At 66.8% G+C, this 13,402-nt stretch carries 17 protein-coding genes; 7 read left to right on the forward strand and 10 right to left on the reverse strand.

Translation table 11 applies throughout. The features are described from left to right. Window positions 1–68: 68 nt before the first annotated feature. From WKW79_RS06065 to rpsP, 5 genes are all read right to left on the reverse strand, one after another. The gene (locus WKW79_RS06065) at window positions 69–809 is read right to left on the reverse strand and encodes a CoA pyrophosphatase (protein ID WP_422823837.1); all 741 of its coding nucleotides are present in this window, start codon (window positions 807–809) and stop codon (window positions 69–71) included. A 93-nt stretch (window positions 810–902) separates the two neighbouring features. Further along, a complete protein-coding gene (gene rplS, locus WKW79_RS06070) occupies window positions 903–1,286 on the reverse strand; it encodes a 50S ribosomal protein L19 (RefSeq protein ID WP_340334208.1) in 384 nt (127 codons plus the stop codon). 110 nt (window positions 1,287–1,396) lie between these two features. Then, on the reverse strand, window positions 1,397–2,146 hold the full coding sequence (trmD, locus tag WKW79_RS06075) for a tRNA (guanosine(37)-N1)-methyltransferase TrmD (protein WP_340334209.1): 750 nt from the start codon (window positions 2,144–2,146) through the stop codon (window positions 1,397–1,399). Between the two features lie 13 nt (window positions 2,147–2,159). After that, on the reverse strand, window positions 2,160–2,711 hold the full coding sequence (gene rimM / locus WKW79_RS06080) for a ribosome maturation factor RimM (RefSeq protein ID WP_340334210.1): 552 nt from the start codon (window positions 2,709–2,711) through the stop codon (window positions 2,160–2,162). Between the two features lie 12 nt (window positions 2,712–2,723). After that, a complete protein-coding gene (gene rpsP, locus WKW79_RS06085) occupies window positions 2,724–2,987 on the reverse strand; it encodes a 30S ribosomal protein S16 (protein WP_213955549.1) in 264 nt (87 codons plus the stop codon). 151 nt (window positions 2,988–3,138) lie between these two features. Here rpsP and WKW79_RS06090 point away from each other — a divergent pair, with 151 nt between their 5' ends. Together WKW79_RS06090 and WKW79_RS06095 are read left to right on the forward strand one after the other, a co-directional pair. After that, on the forward strand, window positions 3,139–3,660 hold the full coding sequence (locus tag WKW79_RS06090; protein ID WP_340334211.1) for a GNAT family N-acetyltransferase: 522 nt from the start codon (window positions 3,139–3,141) through the stop codon (window positions 3,658–3,660). Continuing rightward, on the forward strand, window positions 3,657–4,103 hold the full coding sequence (locus tag WKW79_RS06095) for a TM2 domain-containing protein (protein WP_340334212.1): 447 nt from the start codon (window positions 3,657–3,659) through the stop codon (window positions 4,101–4,103). The genes WKW79_RS06090 and WKW79_RS06095 overlap by 4 nt, the downstream gene beginning before the upstream one ends. 15 nt (window positions 4,104–4,118) lie before the next feature. Here WKW79_RS06095 and WKW79_RS06100 read toward each other — a convergent pair whose 3' ends face one another. From WKW79_RS06100 to hda, 5 genes are all read right to left on the reverse strand, one after another. Beyond that, the gene (locus tag WKW79_RS06100) at window positions 4,119–5,129 is read right to left on the reverse strand and encodes an inorganic phosphate transporter (protein ID WP_340334213.1); all 1,011 of its coding nucleotides are present in this window, start codon (window positions 5,127–5,129) and stop codon (window positions 4,119–4,121) included. After that, the gene (locus WKW79_RS06105; RefSeq protein ID WP_340334214.1) at window positions 5,129–5,773 is read right to left on the reverse strand and encodes a DUF47 domain-containing protein; all 645 of its coding nucleotides are present in this window, start codon (window positions 5,771–5,773) and stop codon (window positions 5,129–5,131) included. Before WKW79_RS06105 ends, WKW79_RS06100 begins: the two co-directional genes overlap by 1 nt. A gap of 145 nt (window positions 5,774–5,918) precedes the next feature. Beyond that, window positions 5,919–6,308 carry a 2-amino-4-hydroxy-6-hydroxymethyldihydropteridine diphosphokinase gene (gene folK, locus WKW79_RS06110; protein ID WP_340334215.1) on the reverse strand — a complete coding sequence of 130 codons (390 nt, stop codon included), beginning with the start codon at window positions 6,306–6,308 and terminating at the stop codon, window positions 5,919–5,921. A gap of 65 nt (window positions 6,309–6,373) precedes the next feature. Continuing rightward, the gene (gene pcnB, locus WKW79_RS06115) at window positions 6,374–7,963 is read right to left on the reverse strand and encodes a polynucleotide adenylyltransferase PcnB (RefSeq protein ID WP_340334216.1); all 1,590 of its coding nucleotides are present in this window, start codon (window positions 7,961–7,963) and stop codon (window positions 6,374–6,376) included. A gap of 26 nt (window positions 7,964–7,989) precedes the next feature. Then, on the reverse strand, window positions 7,990–8,673 hold the full coding sequence (gene hda / locus WKW79_RS06120) for a DnaA regulatory inactivator Hda (RefSeq protein WP_340334217.1): 684 nt from the start codon (window positions 8,671–8,673) through the stop codon (window positions 7,990–7,992). 190 nt (window positions 8,674–8,863) lie between these two features. Here hda and purM point away from each other — a divergent pair, with 190 nt between their 5' ends. From purM to WKW79_RS06145, 5 genes are all read left to right on the forward strand, one after another. Further along, window positions 8,864–9,904: a phosphoribosylformylglycinamidine cyclo-ligase gene (gene purM, locus WKW79_RS06125; RefSeq protein ID WP_340334218.1), complete on the forward strand. Its 1,041-nt coding sequence runs from the start codon at window positions 8,864–8,866 to the stop codon at window positions 9,902–9,904. 64 nt (window positions 9,905–9,968) lie between these two features. Then, window positions 9,969–11,036, forward strand: coding sequence for an AI-2E family transporter (locus tag WKW79_RS06130; protein ID WP_340334628.1), 1,068 nt, complete (start codon window positions 9,969–9,971; stop codon window positions 11,034–11,036). A 189-nt stretch (window positions 11,037–11,225) separates the two neighbouring features. Further along, window positions 11,226–11,783: a cysteine hydrolase family protein gene (locus tag WKW79_RS06135; RefSeq protein WP_340334219.1), complete on the forward strand. Its 558-nt coding sequence runs from the start codon at window positions 11,226–11,228 to the stop codon at window positions 11,781–11,783. A 13-nt stretch (window positions 11,784–11,796) separates the two neighbouring features. Continuing rightward, window positions 11,797–12,426 (forward strand): DJ-1/PfpI family protein, encoded by a 630-nt coding sequence (locus WKW79_RS06140; RefSeq protein ID WP_340334220.1) that lies wholly within the window; start codon window positions 11,797–11,799, stop codon window positions 12,424–12,426. Next, window positions 12,393–13,394, forward strand: coding sequence for a GlxA family transcriptional regulator (locus tag WKW79_RS06145; RefSeq protein ID WP_340334221.1), 1,002 nt, complete (start codon window positions 12,393–12,395; stop codon window positions 13,392–13,394). The genes WKW79_RS06140 and WKW79_RS06145 overlap by 34 nt, the downstream gene beginning before the upstream one ends. The last annotated feature ends 8 nt before the right edge of the window (window positions 13,395–13,402 follow it).

Consider the following 13,402-nt stretch of genomic DNA (forward strand, 5'->3'; position numbering starts at 1 on the left):
ATGATAGCGAGCGCGGCTCGATTGCGGGTCGGGCGCCGCGGCCCGCAAACCCGCGCGTGGGCTTGCGATCAGGCAATCAGGAAGCGATAGAGGTTGCGCAGCATCCCTGCCGTCGCACCCCACACGAAGCGCTCGTACTCACCGTCCTGGTAAGGCATCGAATACCACTCGCGCGACTGGCGCTCGGGATCCGGCATCGCATGGCGGCGGTGATTGGCCGGGTTCATCAGGAACGCGAGGGGCACCTCGAAGGCATCGGCCACTTCGTCGGGGTTCGGCTGCAGCGAGAAGCCCGGCTGCACCAGCGCGACCACCGGGGTGACGATGAACGAGGTCACCGTGGTGTAGGTCGGCAGGCTGCCCAGGATCTCGACGTAACCGGCCGACAGGCCCACCTCTTCCCAGGCCTCGCGCAGCGCCGCGGCCGCGACGTTGGCATCTTCCGGATCGACACGTCCCCCCGGAAAGGCGACCTGGCCCGAGTGCGTCGTCATGCGCGATGCGCGCTCGGTCAGCAGCACCGTCGGCCCGCCGTCATGCAGCACGATCGGCACCAGCACCGCGGCCTGGGCCGGCGCGCGGTCCATCAGGCGAGGCTCGCGGCGCAGCTCCGGCACCCATTCGGGCGGCGATGCAAAGCGCGCCCGCAGTGCCGAAGGCGTGAGTTCGGTGCGCGCCACTGCGGGCAGGTGGCCGTCGACGGCAACCACCGGCACGGCGCGCGGGTCGAAGGAGAGCAGCGAGGCGGGCGCAACCGTGGTGGCGGGTTCGACAACAGCGGCGGTTTGCGTCGGTGATCGATGGGTCAGGTGGGGCTCCTTGGTGATTGAAGGCAGGGCATGGCGAGCCCAAAGCAAAAAGCCGCCCGGATCGGCGGCTTTTTGACACAACGAAAGCGCAGCTTATTGGGCGGCAGCAGCGTTGCTCGACTTGCCCGGCAGCTTTTCCTTGATGCGTGCCGAACGGCCGCTGCGCTCGCGCAGGTAGTACAGCTTGGCGCGGCGCACATCGCCACGACGCTTGACTTCGATACCGGCGATCAGCGGGCTGTAGGTCTGGAACGTACGTTCCACGCCTTCGCCGCTGGAGATCTTGCGCACGGTGAAGCCGCTGTTGAGGCCGCGATTGCGCTTGGCAATGACGACGCCTTCATAGGCCTGGACGCGCTTGCGCGAGCCTTCGACGACGTTCACGCTCACGATGACGGTGTCACCAGGCATGAAATCGGGAATCTTCTTGTTGAGCCGGGCGATTTCTTCCTGCTCGAGGGTCTGGATGAGGTTCATGATTTCCTGTGTTTGATCTTGTCCGCGCTGCACTAAAGGCGTTCGCTGATCGAATCCAGCAATGTGGACTGATGCGGACGCGGCCGGCCAGAGGATCGGAGAGCCAAAGATTATAGCTTTTTTTTGAGCAGGGCCTCATCGGCCTTGTTCAGGCGGCCTGCGGCACGTGCCGCATCGATCAATTCGGGACGATGCGTCGCCGTGATGCCCAAACGTTGATCGCGCCGCCAGCGCTCGATCTGGGCGTGATGGCCCGACATCAGCGGCGCCGGCACCGACTGGCCCTGCCATTGCTCGGGCCGGGTGTAGTGGGGGCAGTCGAGCAGGCCGTCCAGCGCGGGATTGAAGCTGTCCTGTACATGACTGGCTTCGTCCCCCAGCACGCCGGGCTGCAGTCGCGCCACCGCGTCGAGCAGGGCCATGGCGGGAATCTCGCCGCCCGACAGCACGAAGTCGCCGAGGCTGATCTGGTGTGTGACGCGGGCGTCGATGAAGCGCTGGTCGATGCCCTCGTAGCGCCCGCAGATGAGCACCGCGCCCGCGCTGGCCGACCATTGCTCGACCGACGCGTGCTGCAACGCCTCGCCAATGGGAGAGAACAGCACGACGGGCACCGACGCATCAGCGCGCGCGGCCAGCACAGCGTCCAGGCAGGCGGACAGCGGCTCGGCCATCATCACCATGCCCGGGCCGCCGCCGAAAGGCCGATCGTCCACGCGCTTGTAGTTGCCCATGGCGTAATCGCGTGGATTCCACAGCACGACTTCGACCTGCTTCGACTCGTAGGCACGACGCGTCACGCCGCTCACGAGGAAGGGCGCGAACAGTTCGGGGAAGAGCGTGATGACATCGAAGCGCATGTGCGCCGGATGCCTAGTAATCAGGCTGCCAGTCGACCGTGATGGTCCGGCCAGCCAGGTCGACGCTGTCGACGAATGCGGAGACAAAGGGCACCAGCCGCTCGATCGCGACGCCGCCCTCTTCCGCCGCCAGCACCAGCGTGGTCTGCGGTCCGGCGGCGAGCAGTTCGCGCACCGTGCCGAGCTGGATGCCTTCGCGGTTGACCACTTGCAGGCCGATCAGGTCGACCCAGTAGTACTCGTCGGTGCCCGCCGTCGGAAAGCTCGAACGCGGCACGAACACGCGCGCGCCGCGCAGCGCCTCAGCCGCGGTGCGGTCCACCACGTCTTCGGAGCAGGCGACGATGCAGTCGGAATGGTCCTTCGCTTCCCGGATGGGCAAGCGGAAAACGCCGGCGGCTGCACCGGGGGCTTGCAGGAACCAGCGTTTGGAAGAAAAAAGCGCCTCGGGTTGGGCGCTGTGGGGCAGGACCTTGAACCAGCCCTTGATGCCCCAGGCATCGGCGATGCGCCCTACCTCGATCGCGTCCGCCGGCAATTCGGCGGCTTCGAGTGTCGGCAACATCGCCTGGACAGCTTAGGCTGCTGCCGCGGGAGCCGCAGCGGCGGCTTGCTTGATCAGGCGTGCCACGGTGGGCGAAGCCTGGGCGCCGACGCTCTTCCAGTAGGTCAGGCGGTCTTGCGCAATGCGGATGCTTTCTTCGTTTTCCTTGGCGATCGGGTTGTAGAAACCCAGGCGCTCGATGAAACGGCCATCGCGGCGAACGCGCTTGTCCGACACGACGATGTTGAAGAACGGACGGCCTTTGGAGCCGCCGCGGGAGAGTCGAATGACGACCATGTTTTATCCTTGGGGTGGTGGAATTTCTTCCAGCGAGTTCTTTCAGCGTTGAGACACGCGCAATGACCACCCGGCCAGCGACACGCTGAAAAGCCTTCTATTATAGCCGGCTCCGGCCAATGGCTCCTTTTCCCTCGTTTCTCGCTTCCCCATGCCCACCATTCGCCCGAGCCGCGACGAAGACGTCGCAGCCATCACCGCCATCTACGCCCACCACGTGCTGCACGGCACCGGCACCTTCGAAACAGAGCCGCCGACCGAGGCCGACATGGCCAGCCGCCGCGCCGATGTGCTCGCCAGGAACCTGCCCTACCTCGTCGCGGAACAGGACGGCGAAGTGCTGGGCTTTGCCTACTGCAACTGGTTCAAGCCGCGTCCCGCCTACCGCTTCTCGGCAGAAGACTCGATCTACATCGCCGACTCAGCGCGGGGTCAGGGTCTGGGCGCGAAACTGCTCGCCGAATTGACGAAGGCGGCCGAGGCCGTCGGCGTGCGCAAGTTGATGGCGGTGATCGGCGACTCCGCCAATCTTGGCTCGGTCGGCGTGCATCGCGCCCAGGGCTTCAGCCACGTCGGCGTGTTCAAGGATTGCGGCTGGAAATTCGGCCAATGGCGCGACATCGTGCTCATGGAAAAAGTGATCGGCGAGGGCAGCACGACAAGCCCCGAATGAAGAACAAGACCGTGGCCGCATGGCTCGCCTTCCTGGGCGGGCCGCTGGGCCTGCACTGCTTCTACCTGCGCGGCCTCGGCAGCCTGCCTGGCTGGCTGCTGCCCATCCCAACCGCGCTGGGCGTATACGGCCTGGAACGCGCCCGGATGTACGGGCTCGACGACGCCTGGAGCTGGGTGCTGGTGCCGCTGCTCGGCTTCACCATCGCCGGCTGCGCCTTGACAGCCATCATTTACGGCCTGATGACGCCGGAAAAATGGAATGCCCGCTACAACGCCGGCGCGCCGCTCGATGCGCCGCAGGGCCGCACCCAGTGGCTGACGATCGGCGCGGTGGTGCTGGCCCTGCTGTTCGGCAGCACGATCCTGATGGCCAGCATCGCGTTCAGCTTCCAGCGCTACTTCGAATACCAGGTCGAGGAAGGCCGGAAGATCTCGCAGTAAGCGCCGTGACGGCGGTCAGAACAACTGCAGGCTGACCCAATAGGCGATCGCGGCCACGAAGGCCGACGCCGGGATGGTGAAGATCCAGGCCCACACGATGGTGCCCGCCACGCCCCAGCGCACCGCACTCATGCGCTGCGCCGCGCCCACGCCGACGATGGCGCCAGTGATGGTGTGCGTCGTCGACACAGGGATGCCCAGGAAGGTGGCCAGGAACAGCGTCAGCGCGCCGCCCGTCTCGGCGCAGAAGCCGCCCACCGGCTTGAGCTTGGTGATCTTCTGGCCCATGGTCTTCACGATCCTCCAGCCGCCGAACATGGTGCCCAGCGCGATCGCGGTGTAGCAACTCACGATGGTCCAGGTGGGCGGGTTGGCATCGTTGGCGCTGGCATAACCCGTGGCGATCAGCAGCATCCAGATGATGCCGATGGTCTTCTGCGCATCGTTGCCGCCGTGCCCCAGGCTGTAGGCACCGGCCGAAACCAGTTGCAACCGGCGAAACCAGCGATCCACGCGCGAGGGCGTCGCGCGGCGGAAAATCCAGGCCACCACCACCATCATCATCGAGCCGAGGAAGAATCCCAGCAGCGGCGACACGAAGATGAAGGCCACCGTCTTCCAGATGCCTGCCGCCACGAGGCCACTCGAACCGGACTTGGCGATCACCGCACCGACGATGCCGCCGATCAGCGCATGCGACGAGCTGCTCGGGATGCCGTAGTACCAGGTGACGAGGTTCCAGCTGATCGCCCCGACCAGCGCCCCGAACACCACATGCACGTTGATCACGCCGGGATCGGCAATGCCCTTGCCGACCGTCGCGGCCACGCTCAGGTGGAAGATGAAGATCGCGATGAGGTTGAAGAAGGCCGCGAACACCACCGCCTGCCCGGGCCGGAGCACGCCGGTGGACACCACGGTGGCAATCGAATTGGCCGCATCATGAAACCCGTTCATGAAGTCGAACGCGATGGCGAGCGTGACCAGCAAGGCCACGACCCAGAAACCGACCTGGACCGCTTCCATCAGGAGTTCTCGAGGATGATGCCTTCGATGACGTTGGCAACGTCCTCGCACTTGTCCGTGATGGTTTCCAGCAATTCGTAGATTGCCTTGAGCTTGATCACTTCGCGAACATCGGGCTCTTCGCGGAACAGCTTGCTCATGGCGCTGCGCATCACGCGGTCGGCGTCGGATTCGATGCGGTCGATCTCCTCGCAGCCCTTCAGCGCCGCCTCGGCGATGGCCGGTTCGGCGATGCGGCCGAGATGCTTGACGGTGTCCTTGAGCTTGTCGCAGCACTTCACGCTCAGCGCGGTGAGGCGCACGATCTCGTCGGTCATGTGGCGCACGTCGTACAGCGCCATGGTCTCGGCCGAGTCCTGGATCAGGTCGGCCACGTCGTCCATCGTGTTGATGAGCTTGTGGATCTGCTCGCGATCGATCGGCGTGATGAAGGTCTTGTGCAACAGCCGGTTGACGTCGTGCGTGACGCGGTCGGCAGCGCGCTCGGCGTTGTCGACGTCGCGGTTGTACTGCTCACGCAGGTGCACGTCGTTGTAATTGGCAACCAGTTGCTCGAAAGCGCGGGCCGCTTCCACGATGCGCTCGGCATGCTGGTTGAACATCTCGAAAAAATTCCCCTCGCGGGGCAGCAGCTTGCCGAACATGGCCTCTCCTGGGGTGGGGCGGCTACCAAACGTCAGTGACGCCGCTGTGAAAAACCGCGCAAGTGTAATAGGGTTAGGCCGGAGCCCTCGGACTGGACAAGGAACCGATTTTGATGTAACGAAATGATTCGAGCTGCATGCAGCCTCAAATCCGCTCGATGACCTGCCCTGCGACTGCCGCGATCTGCTCTGGCGTAACCCGGTCCGGCGCGATCTCCGCAAGGGGCAGCAAGACGAATGCGCGTTGCAACATGCGGGGATGCGGCAGGGTCAGCGTGGGCGTGTCGAGCACGGCGGCACCGTGCAGCAGCAGGTCGAGATCGAGCGTGCGCGGCGCGTTGCGATAGGGGCGCTCGCGGCCGGCCTGCAGCTCCAGGCGCTGCAATTCGGCCAGCAATGCGAGCGGTTCCAGCTCCGTTTCAAGCGCGACGACGGCATTGAAGAAGTCGGGCCCAGTGGCCTCGAAGGGCGCGCTCCGGTACACGGACGACCGCGACACGACGCGCGTCTGCGCAAGGCCGTCCAGCACTTCCATGGCCTGCTCCACGGTGGCCTTCGCATTGCCGAGGTTCGCGCCGATGGCGACGTAGGCGCGCACACTCACTCGCCCGAGGATGCGCCCTGATCGCCACCACCGCCGCCTTCCGGCCGCGGCTTGCGCCGGCGGCGACGCTTGCGCGGCGCGACGGCCTCGCCATCGGGTGGCACGGCCATCTCCGTCTCCGGCATGGACACCGGTGCCGCGGCACGAGGCTGCGACTGCGCTTGCTTCGGCTGTTGCGCCTGCGGCGCGCGCACGCGCACGCGCGGCCCCTTCTTCTGCTCGTCGCGCACCTGGTCCATCAGGTCCTGCCGGCGCATGTCATCGGCAGTACTGAACTCCTGCCACCACTCGGCGATTTCCTCGCTGACCTCTCCCACGTCGGCGCGCAGGCGCATGAAGTCGAAGCCGGCACGAAAGCGCGCCTGCTCGACCAGGCCGTAGGGCGTGGCGCCGCTGCGCTTGTCGAAACGCGGCTGCATCATCCAGATCTCGCGCATGTCGGCGGCCAGCTTGCCGCGACCCGACACGTCGCCGATGCGGGAATTGAACACGTCGTCGATGGCATCCTGGAGCGCCGGGTACGAAGGTTGTCCGCGCTGTCCATGCTGGCCAGCAATGCGCGCGGCCCAGCCGTCGCGCACGTCGGCCCACAGCACGCAGGCGAGCAGGAAGCTCGGCGCAACCGGCTTGCCCTCGCCGACGCGGCGGTCGGTGTCCTGCAAGGCGGCGGTGACGAAGGGCTGGTCCGCGCGCTCGACCACGACGTCGAGCAGCGGATAGATGCCGGTGCTCAGGCCCAGCTTCTTGAGCTGCGCGATGGTGGCGATCGAATGACCGGTCTGCAGCAGCTTGAGCATTTCATCGAACAAACGGCTCTGCGGCACGTCGGCCAGCAGCTTGCTCGAATCGACCAGCGGGGCCTTGGTCTTCGGCTCCAGAGAAAAGCCCAGCCCATCGAGCTTGGCCGAGAAACGGATGGCGCGGATGATGCGCACCGGGTCTTCGCGGTAGCGCGTGGCCGGGTCACCGATCATGCGCAGGGTGAGCTTCTTCGCGTCCTTGATGCCGTTGTGATAGTCGACCACGACTTGGTTCGCCGGGTCGTAATACATCGCGTTGACGGTGAAGTCGCGGCGCGCGGCATCTTCCTCCTGCGGACCCCAGACGTTGTCGCGCAGTACGCGGCCGGACGAATCCACCGCATGCTTCATGCTCGCCAGCTCGCCCTTGCTGGTGCGCTCGTTGCCCTTGACCTGCTCGGCCGCGGCGTTGTCCATGTAGGCGCGGAAGGTCGAGACTTCGATGACCTCATGCTCGCGTCCGCGGCCGTACACCACGTGCACGATGCGAAAGCGACGGCCGATGATGAAGGCACGGCGGAACAGGTTCTTGACCTGCTCCGGCGTGGCATTCGTGGCCACGTCGAAGTCCTTCGGTCGCAGCCCCAGCAGCAGGTCGCGCACCGCGCCACCGACCACATAGGCCTCGAAGCCTGCCTGTTGCAGCGTGGTGACGACGTTCTTCGCGCGCTCGTCGACCAGCGCCGGATCGATGCCGTGCACGCTGGCGGGGACTTCCTGGCGTTTGCCGAAGCGCGTGGCTCCGGCGGATTTGCCAAGGAGCTTGTCGATGAATTTCTTGATCATTGGGTTCTGTTCGCGGCTCGCGCCGCTCATTCGTTCTCTAGCATCGCGCGGATCAGCGGGATCGTGATGGCACGCTGGGTGCGCAAGGCGAAGCCGTCGAGTTGGTCGAGCAACTCCATCAAGCTGCCCAGGTCGCGGCTGAAGCGATGCAGCATGTAGTCGAGCACCTCGTCCGACAGGATGACGCCGCGCACGTCGGCCGCGCGTCGCAACACCGCACGGCGCTCGGGCTCGCTCAACAGTTGCAACTGGAACACATGGCCCCAGCCCAGGCGGGTGCGCAGGTCCTCGCGCAGCGGGAGGTCGGCGGGCGGCAAGGCGCCTGCCGCCACCACGCCGCGCTGCAGGCTCTGCGCATTGACGAACCAGTTGAAGGCCGCGTGCTGCTGCACCGCCGAGTACAGGTGCACGTCATCCATCAGCACGGCGACCCAGCGTTCGTCGAAGTCCGGCGGCTCCGCGAGGTCCGCATGCAGCCAGCCCACGGTGCCGCCCTGCTCGTGCAGCGCCGCGGACACCGCCTCCAGCAGGTGCGTCTTGCCGCTGCCGCCATCGCCCCACAGGTACGTGGGCACCGGGGAATGCAAGGCCTGCGCGCCCTCGCCGACCCAGACCTGCAGGTGGCGCACGGCAGCCTCGTTCGGGCCGGCAACGAAGTCGGCCAGGGTCGGGCCTGTGTCCAGGCCGATGTCGAGCGCGAGCTGTTTCATGCCTCGTCGCGGCAGCGCTGTACCGTGCCGTGACCGGCCAATTCAATCGTGGGCGCTGTACTGAGGTTCATGGGGAAGGGAGAGGCGCGGGCCGGCGGCCCTTAAAATCGTGACGAATTCTATCGGCCCGGGCATTGCGACCGGCGCCGCCTCCCTACTCCCTCGGCTACGCGCCGTCCCCGCTCATACCATGACCTCGAACTCGCCCGCCCCTCTCAGCTACAAGGATGCAGGAGTCGACATCGACGCGGGCGATGCCCTGGTCGACCGCATCAAGCCGCTTGCGAAGAAAACCATGCGCGAAGGCGTACTGGCCGGCATCGGCGGCTTCGGCGCGCTGTTCGAGGTGCCCAAGCGCTACAAGGAACCGGTGCTGGTGAGCGGCACCGACGGTGTCGGCACCAAGCTCAAGCTGGCCTTCGAATGGAACATGCACGACACGGTCGGCATCGACCTGGTCGCCATGAGCGTGAACGACGTGCTGGTGCAAGGCGCCGAGCCGTTGTTCTTCCTCGACTATTTCGCTTGCGGCAAGCTGGAAGTCGACACGGCCGCGGCGGTCATCGGCGGCATTGCGCGCGGTTGCGAACTGAGCGGCTGCGCGCTGATCGGCGGCGAGACGGCGGAGATGCCCGGCATGTACCCGGCCGGCGAATACGACCTGGCGGGCTTCGCGGTCGGCGCGGTCGAGAAGTCGAAGATCCTCACCGGCCAGAGCGTGAAGCCCGGCGACGTGGTGCTGGGGCTTGCCTCGGCCGGTGTGCACTCGAACGGTTTCAGCCTGGTGCGCAAGGTGATCGAACGCGCCGGCGCCGATCTGCCCGCGACGCTCGACGGCCAGCCCTTCAAGCAGGCGGTGATGGCGCCGACGCGGCTGTACGTGAAGCCGGTACTGGAAGCGCTCGGCCTGCACCCGATCAAGGCACTGGCCCACATCACCGGCGGCGGTTTGCTGGAGAACATCCCGCGCGTGCTGCCCGAGGGCACTGCCGCCCACTTGCAAAAGGGAAGCTGGCCGCAAACTGAGCTCTTCGCATGGCTGCAGAAGGTGGCCGGCATCGACGATATCGAGATGAATCGTACTTTCAACAATGGCATCGGCATGGTGGTGGTGATCGACCCGGCGCACGCGGCGGCCTGTGCCGCGACGCTGCGCGCGGCCGGCGAATCGGTCCACGAGATTGGCGTGATCGCCGAACGCGGCGAAGGCGCGGCGGTGGTGGTCCGCTGACGTGAGCGAACCCCGGCCGCAACCCGCCACCGCAAAGGAGAAGCGCACCTCGGCCTCGCCGCCGATGAGCGCTGAATTGCGCGAAGTGGCGGGCCGCGGCAAGCCGGCCTCGCGCAACGTCGTGATCGCGAGCTACCTGCTGATCGCCGGCGGCTTGCTGCTGGTGCTGTGGCAGAACCTGTTGCCGGGCTTGCTGTTCGTCTGCATCGGCTTCCTGGGCACGCGGCGTCTCACACGCCTGTTCCACGGCGCCCTGCGTCGCACGTGGGCATCCGGCGACGGCACCAGGCAGTCTTCGTGGGCTGGCGGCATCGCCGCGACGCTGGTGATGCTGGCGCCGATCGGGCTGCTGGCGCTGGGCTATACCGAGGCACGCGAGTTCGTACTCAACGCGCCTGAGCAATACCAGGAACTGCTCGACTACATCGCCCGTACCATCCTCGAGTTGAAGCTCAAGTTGCCGATGGAAGTGGCGGTGTACCTGCCGGAAGGCGTGGGCGAGGTGCAGCGCATGGTGGCCAACTACCTGCGTGCGCAGGCCGGCGCATTGGCCAACACCGGACGGGCCTGGCTGGGCGGACTGCTGTTCTCCTATGTCGGCCTGATCGTGGGTTCGCTGGCCGGATTGGCGCGCGACAGCAAGCTGCAAGGCCCGCTGGCCAATGAGTTGCGCCGACGCATCCGCCTGTTCGGCGAGGCTTTCCGCCAGATCGTCGCGGCGCAATTCTGGATTGCCGCCTTCAACACGATGCTGACGGCCGTGTTCCTGCTCCTGATCCTGCCGCTATGGGGCCTGGAACTGCCCTATGTGCCGGCGCTGATCACGCTGACCTTCGTGGCCGGGCTGGTGCCGATCGTGGGCAATCTGCTCTGCAACGTGGTGCTCACGCTGGTGGGGCTGTCGGTGTCTCCCATTGCGGCGGCCGCGTGCCTGGCCTTCCTGATCCTGATCCACAAGGCCGAATACGTGATCAACGCCAAGGTGGTGGGCAGCCGCACGCACATGGCGGTGTGGGAACTGCTGGCGGTGATGTTCGTGGCCGAGGCGGTGTTCGGGCCGGCCGGGCTGGTGGCGGCGCCGCTGTTCTACGCGTACCTGAAAAAAGAGCTTCAGGCGGCAAAGCTCGTTTGAGCAGCCCGGCGCCGGGCCGCGCCCGACCCGCCCCCCCCCTCGCGCGGGGGATCGAGCCGAGATGTCAAAGCCACATCGACGCACTTGATGTCCGATATTGATCGGTTCTTGTCCTTCCGGGCCGGGACGCCGGACTTGTCTACAGGGAAGATCGGGCGCACGATCCACTTCGCCATGCAAGGCGCGCCCATGAAAAACTGTCTCATAGTGATCGACGTCCAGGAGTCGTTCCGCCATCGCCCCTATTCCACGGAGCGCGACATGGCGCCGTACCTGGCGGCGCAGAACGCGCTGATCGAGGGTTGCGTCGCGGCCGATGTGCCGGTCGTCCGCGTGTTGCATTCGGACGGCCCGGAGATCGCCGGCAACCCCTTCGCAGTGGCCTCGGGCCATGTGCGACCGCTGGACGGGCTGGCGGATTTCCTTCCCGCCGCCACTTTCACCAAGCACCGCCACAGCGCGCTCGTCGGCACCGGCCTCCATGTGTGGCTCACGCAGAACGGCATCGGCAAGATCATCGTCAGCGGGATCCGCACCGAGCAATGCTGCGAGACGACCACGCGCCATGCCTGGGATTCCGGCTGGGAGGTCGACTACGTGCTCGACGCCACGCTGACCTACGACATGGTGCAGCCGGATGGCCGGCCCTTGCCCGCCGCCGACATCAGGGCGCGCACGGCCACCGTGCTGGAGGGCCGCTTCGCGCATGTCTGCTCGGTGCCGGAAGCGTTGGGCCGGCTGGGATGACAGGCGGCCACCAATGTTCAAGGTGCTGATCCTCGCTTTCGACGGCGTCGAGGCGCTGGACTTCGCCGGACCGTTCGAGGTGTTCACGACGGCCACGCGCATGCATCAGCGCCTGCATCCCGGTTCTGCGCCCTTGTTTTTGGTGGCCGCGGTGGCGGACCTGGCCGAAGCACGGCAGGCGGTGGCCGCGCGCGCCGGCCTGCGCCTGCTGCCGGACCACACGCTGGCCGACAGCCCGCAGGCCGATGTGCTGATCGTGCCCGGCGGTGTCGTCGACGCGCCGATGGCGAGCGCGACCACGCTGGCCTGGATCGCCAGGCAGGCCGGCACGGCGCGCATCACGGCCTCCGTCTGCACCGGCGCCTTCCTGCTGGCCGCGGCTGGCGTGGTCGGCGGTGGCGACCTCGTCACGACGCACTGGGAAGACGTGGCGGAACTGCGCGAGCGCTTTCCGGCGCTGCGCGTGCAGGAGGGCCCGCGATGGGTGGGCAACGGGCGCGTCGTCACGTCGGCCGGCATCAGCGCGGGCATCGACATGAGCCTGCACCTGGTCGAGCGGCTCGCCGGCCGAGCACTGGCCGAGCGCACGGCGCGACAAATGGACTTCGAATGGACGCAGAACGAGACCGAAGCATCCGCGTAGTCTTCGTGCTGCAGGCCCACAGCCTGGTGCTCGACTGGGCCGGGCCGGCCGAGGCCTTGCGCATTGCCAACCAGCAATGGATGGCCAGCGGCAAGCGGGCACGGTTCGCGTTGGAGTTCGTGAGCGCGGCGCCGACATCGGTGACGTCGGTGGGCGTCGCCTTGCAGGGCCTGGCGCCGCTGCCGACGCAGTGGGACGACCACCCCACCTGGGTGGTGCTGGTCGGGCTGCCGGGCAACAGGATCGATGTGCAGAACGACGAAGCCCGCGAGCTGCTGCACTGGCTGCGCGGCCTGCGCCTGGAGGCGGGAAGGCTCGAACTGGTCACGGTGTGCGCCGGCGCCGTGCTTGCCGCGCATGCGGGGCACCTGGCCGGCCGGCGCACCACCACGCATCACCATCACCTCGACGAGTTGCAGCGCATCGAGCCACGCTGCGACGTGGTGGCCAACCGTGTGTTCGTGCTGGACCCGCCGGTCTACAGCAGCGCCGGCGTGACCACCGGCATCGACCTGATCCTGCACCGCATCGGTGAGACCTGCGGCGAAGCACTGGCGGCCCAGGTCGCGCAGACGATGGTGGTGGCGCTGCGGCGCGGCCCCCATGACCCGGAGCTGTCGCCCCTCCTCGCCTACCGCAACCACATGCATGCGGCATTGCATCGCGTGCAGGATGCGGTGAGCGAGCAGCCCCGGGACGACTGGGACGTGCCGCGCATGGCCGGTGTCGCGTTGACTTCGCCGCGGCATCTGACCCGCCTCTTCGTCGAGCATGCGGGCATTCCGCCACTGGAGTACCTGCGCCGCATTCGCCTGGCGAGCGCACAGCTTGCACTGGGCTCCGGCGCCACGGTCACACATGCGGCGGAGCGGGCGGGGTTCAGTTCGGACACGCAATTGCGTCGGGCGTGGCGGCAGTTCGGGTTGCCCGGTTCACCGTCCCGGCAGGCCGTGACGGCACAGCGGTGAGCGACGTG

The organism is Variovorax robiniae (assembly GCF_037889955.1).
Taxonomy (GTDB): Bacteria; Pseudomonadota; Gammaproteobacteria; order Burkholderiales; family Burkholderiaceae_C; genus Variovorax; species Variovorax robiniae.

What these genes read in the sequence shown, in the direction of transcription:
- purM (WP_340334218.1), top strand. Translation starts at nt 8,864, where the DNA reads ATGACCTCGAACTCGCCCGCCCCTCTCAGCTACAAGGATGCAGGAGTC.
- rimM (WP_340334210.1), bottom strand. Translation starts at nt 2,711, where the DNA reads ATGTTGCCGACACTCGAAGCCGCCGAATTGCCGGCGGACGCGATCGAG.
- folK (WP_340334215.1), bottom strand. Translation starts at nt 6,308, where the DNA reads ATGGAAGTGCTGGACGGCCTTGCGCAGACGCGCGTCGTGTCGCGGTCG.
- WKW79_RS06130 (WP_340334628.1), top strand. Translation starts at nt 9,969, where the DNA reads ATGAGCGCTGAATTGCGCGAAGTGGCGGGCCGCGGCAAGCCGGCCTCG.
- WKW79_RS06095 (WP_340334212.1), top strand. Translation starts at nt 3,657, where the DNA reads ATGAAGAACAAGACCGTGGCCGCATGGCTCGCCTTCCTGGGCGGGCCG.
- trmD (WP_340334209.1), bottom strand. Translation starts at nt 2,146, where the DNA reads ATGCGCTTCGATGTCATCACGCTCTTCCCCGAACTGTTCGCGCCCTTC.
- rpsP (WP_213955549.1), bottom strand. Translation starts at nt 2,987, where the DNA reads ATGGTCGTCATTCGACTCTCCCGCGGCGGCTCCAAAGGCCGTCCGTTC.
- WKW79_RS06135 (WP_340334219.1), top strand. Translation starts at nt 11,226, where the DNA reads ATGAAAAACTGTCTCATAGTGATCGACGTCCAGGAGTCGTTCCGCCAT.
- rplS (WP_340334208.1), bottom strand. Translation starts at nt 1,286, where the DNA reads ATGAACCTCATCCAGACCCTCGAGCAGGAAGAAATCGCCCGGCTCAAC.
- pcnB (WP_340334216.1), bottom strand. Translation starts at nt 7,963, where the DNA reads ATGATCAAGAAATTCATCGACAAGCTCCTTGGCAAATCCGCCGGAGCC.
- hda (WP_340334217.1), bottom strand. Translation starts at nt 8,673, where the DNA reads ATGAAACAGCTCGCGCTCGACATCGGCCTGGACACAGGCCCGACCCTG.
- WKW79_RS06145 (WP_340334221.1), top strand. Translation starts at nt 12,393, where the DNA reads ATGGACGCAGAACGAGACCGAAGCATCCGCGTAGTCTTCGTGCTGCAG.
- WKW79_RS06105 (WP_340334214.1), bottom strand. Translation starts at nt 5,773, where the DNA reads ATGTTCGGCAAGCTGCTGCCCCGCGAGGGGAATTTTTTCGAGATGTTC.
- WKW79_RS06100 (WP_340334213.1), bottom strand. Translation starts at nt 5,129, where the DNA reads ATGGAAGCGGTCCAGGTCGGTTTCTGGGTCGTGGCCTTGCTGGTCACG.
- WKW79_RS06090 (WP_340334211.1), top strand. Translation starts at nt 3,139, where the DNA reads ATGCCCACCATTCGCCCGAGCCGCGACGAAGACGTCGCAGCCATCACC.
- WKW79_RS06140 (WP_340334220.1), top strand. Translation starts at nt 11,797, where the DNA reads ATGTTCAAGGTGCTGATCCTCGCTTTCGACGGCGTCGAGGCGCTGGAC.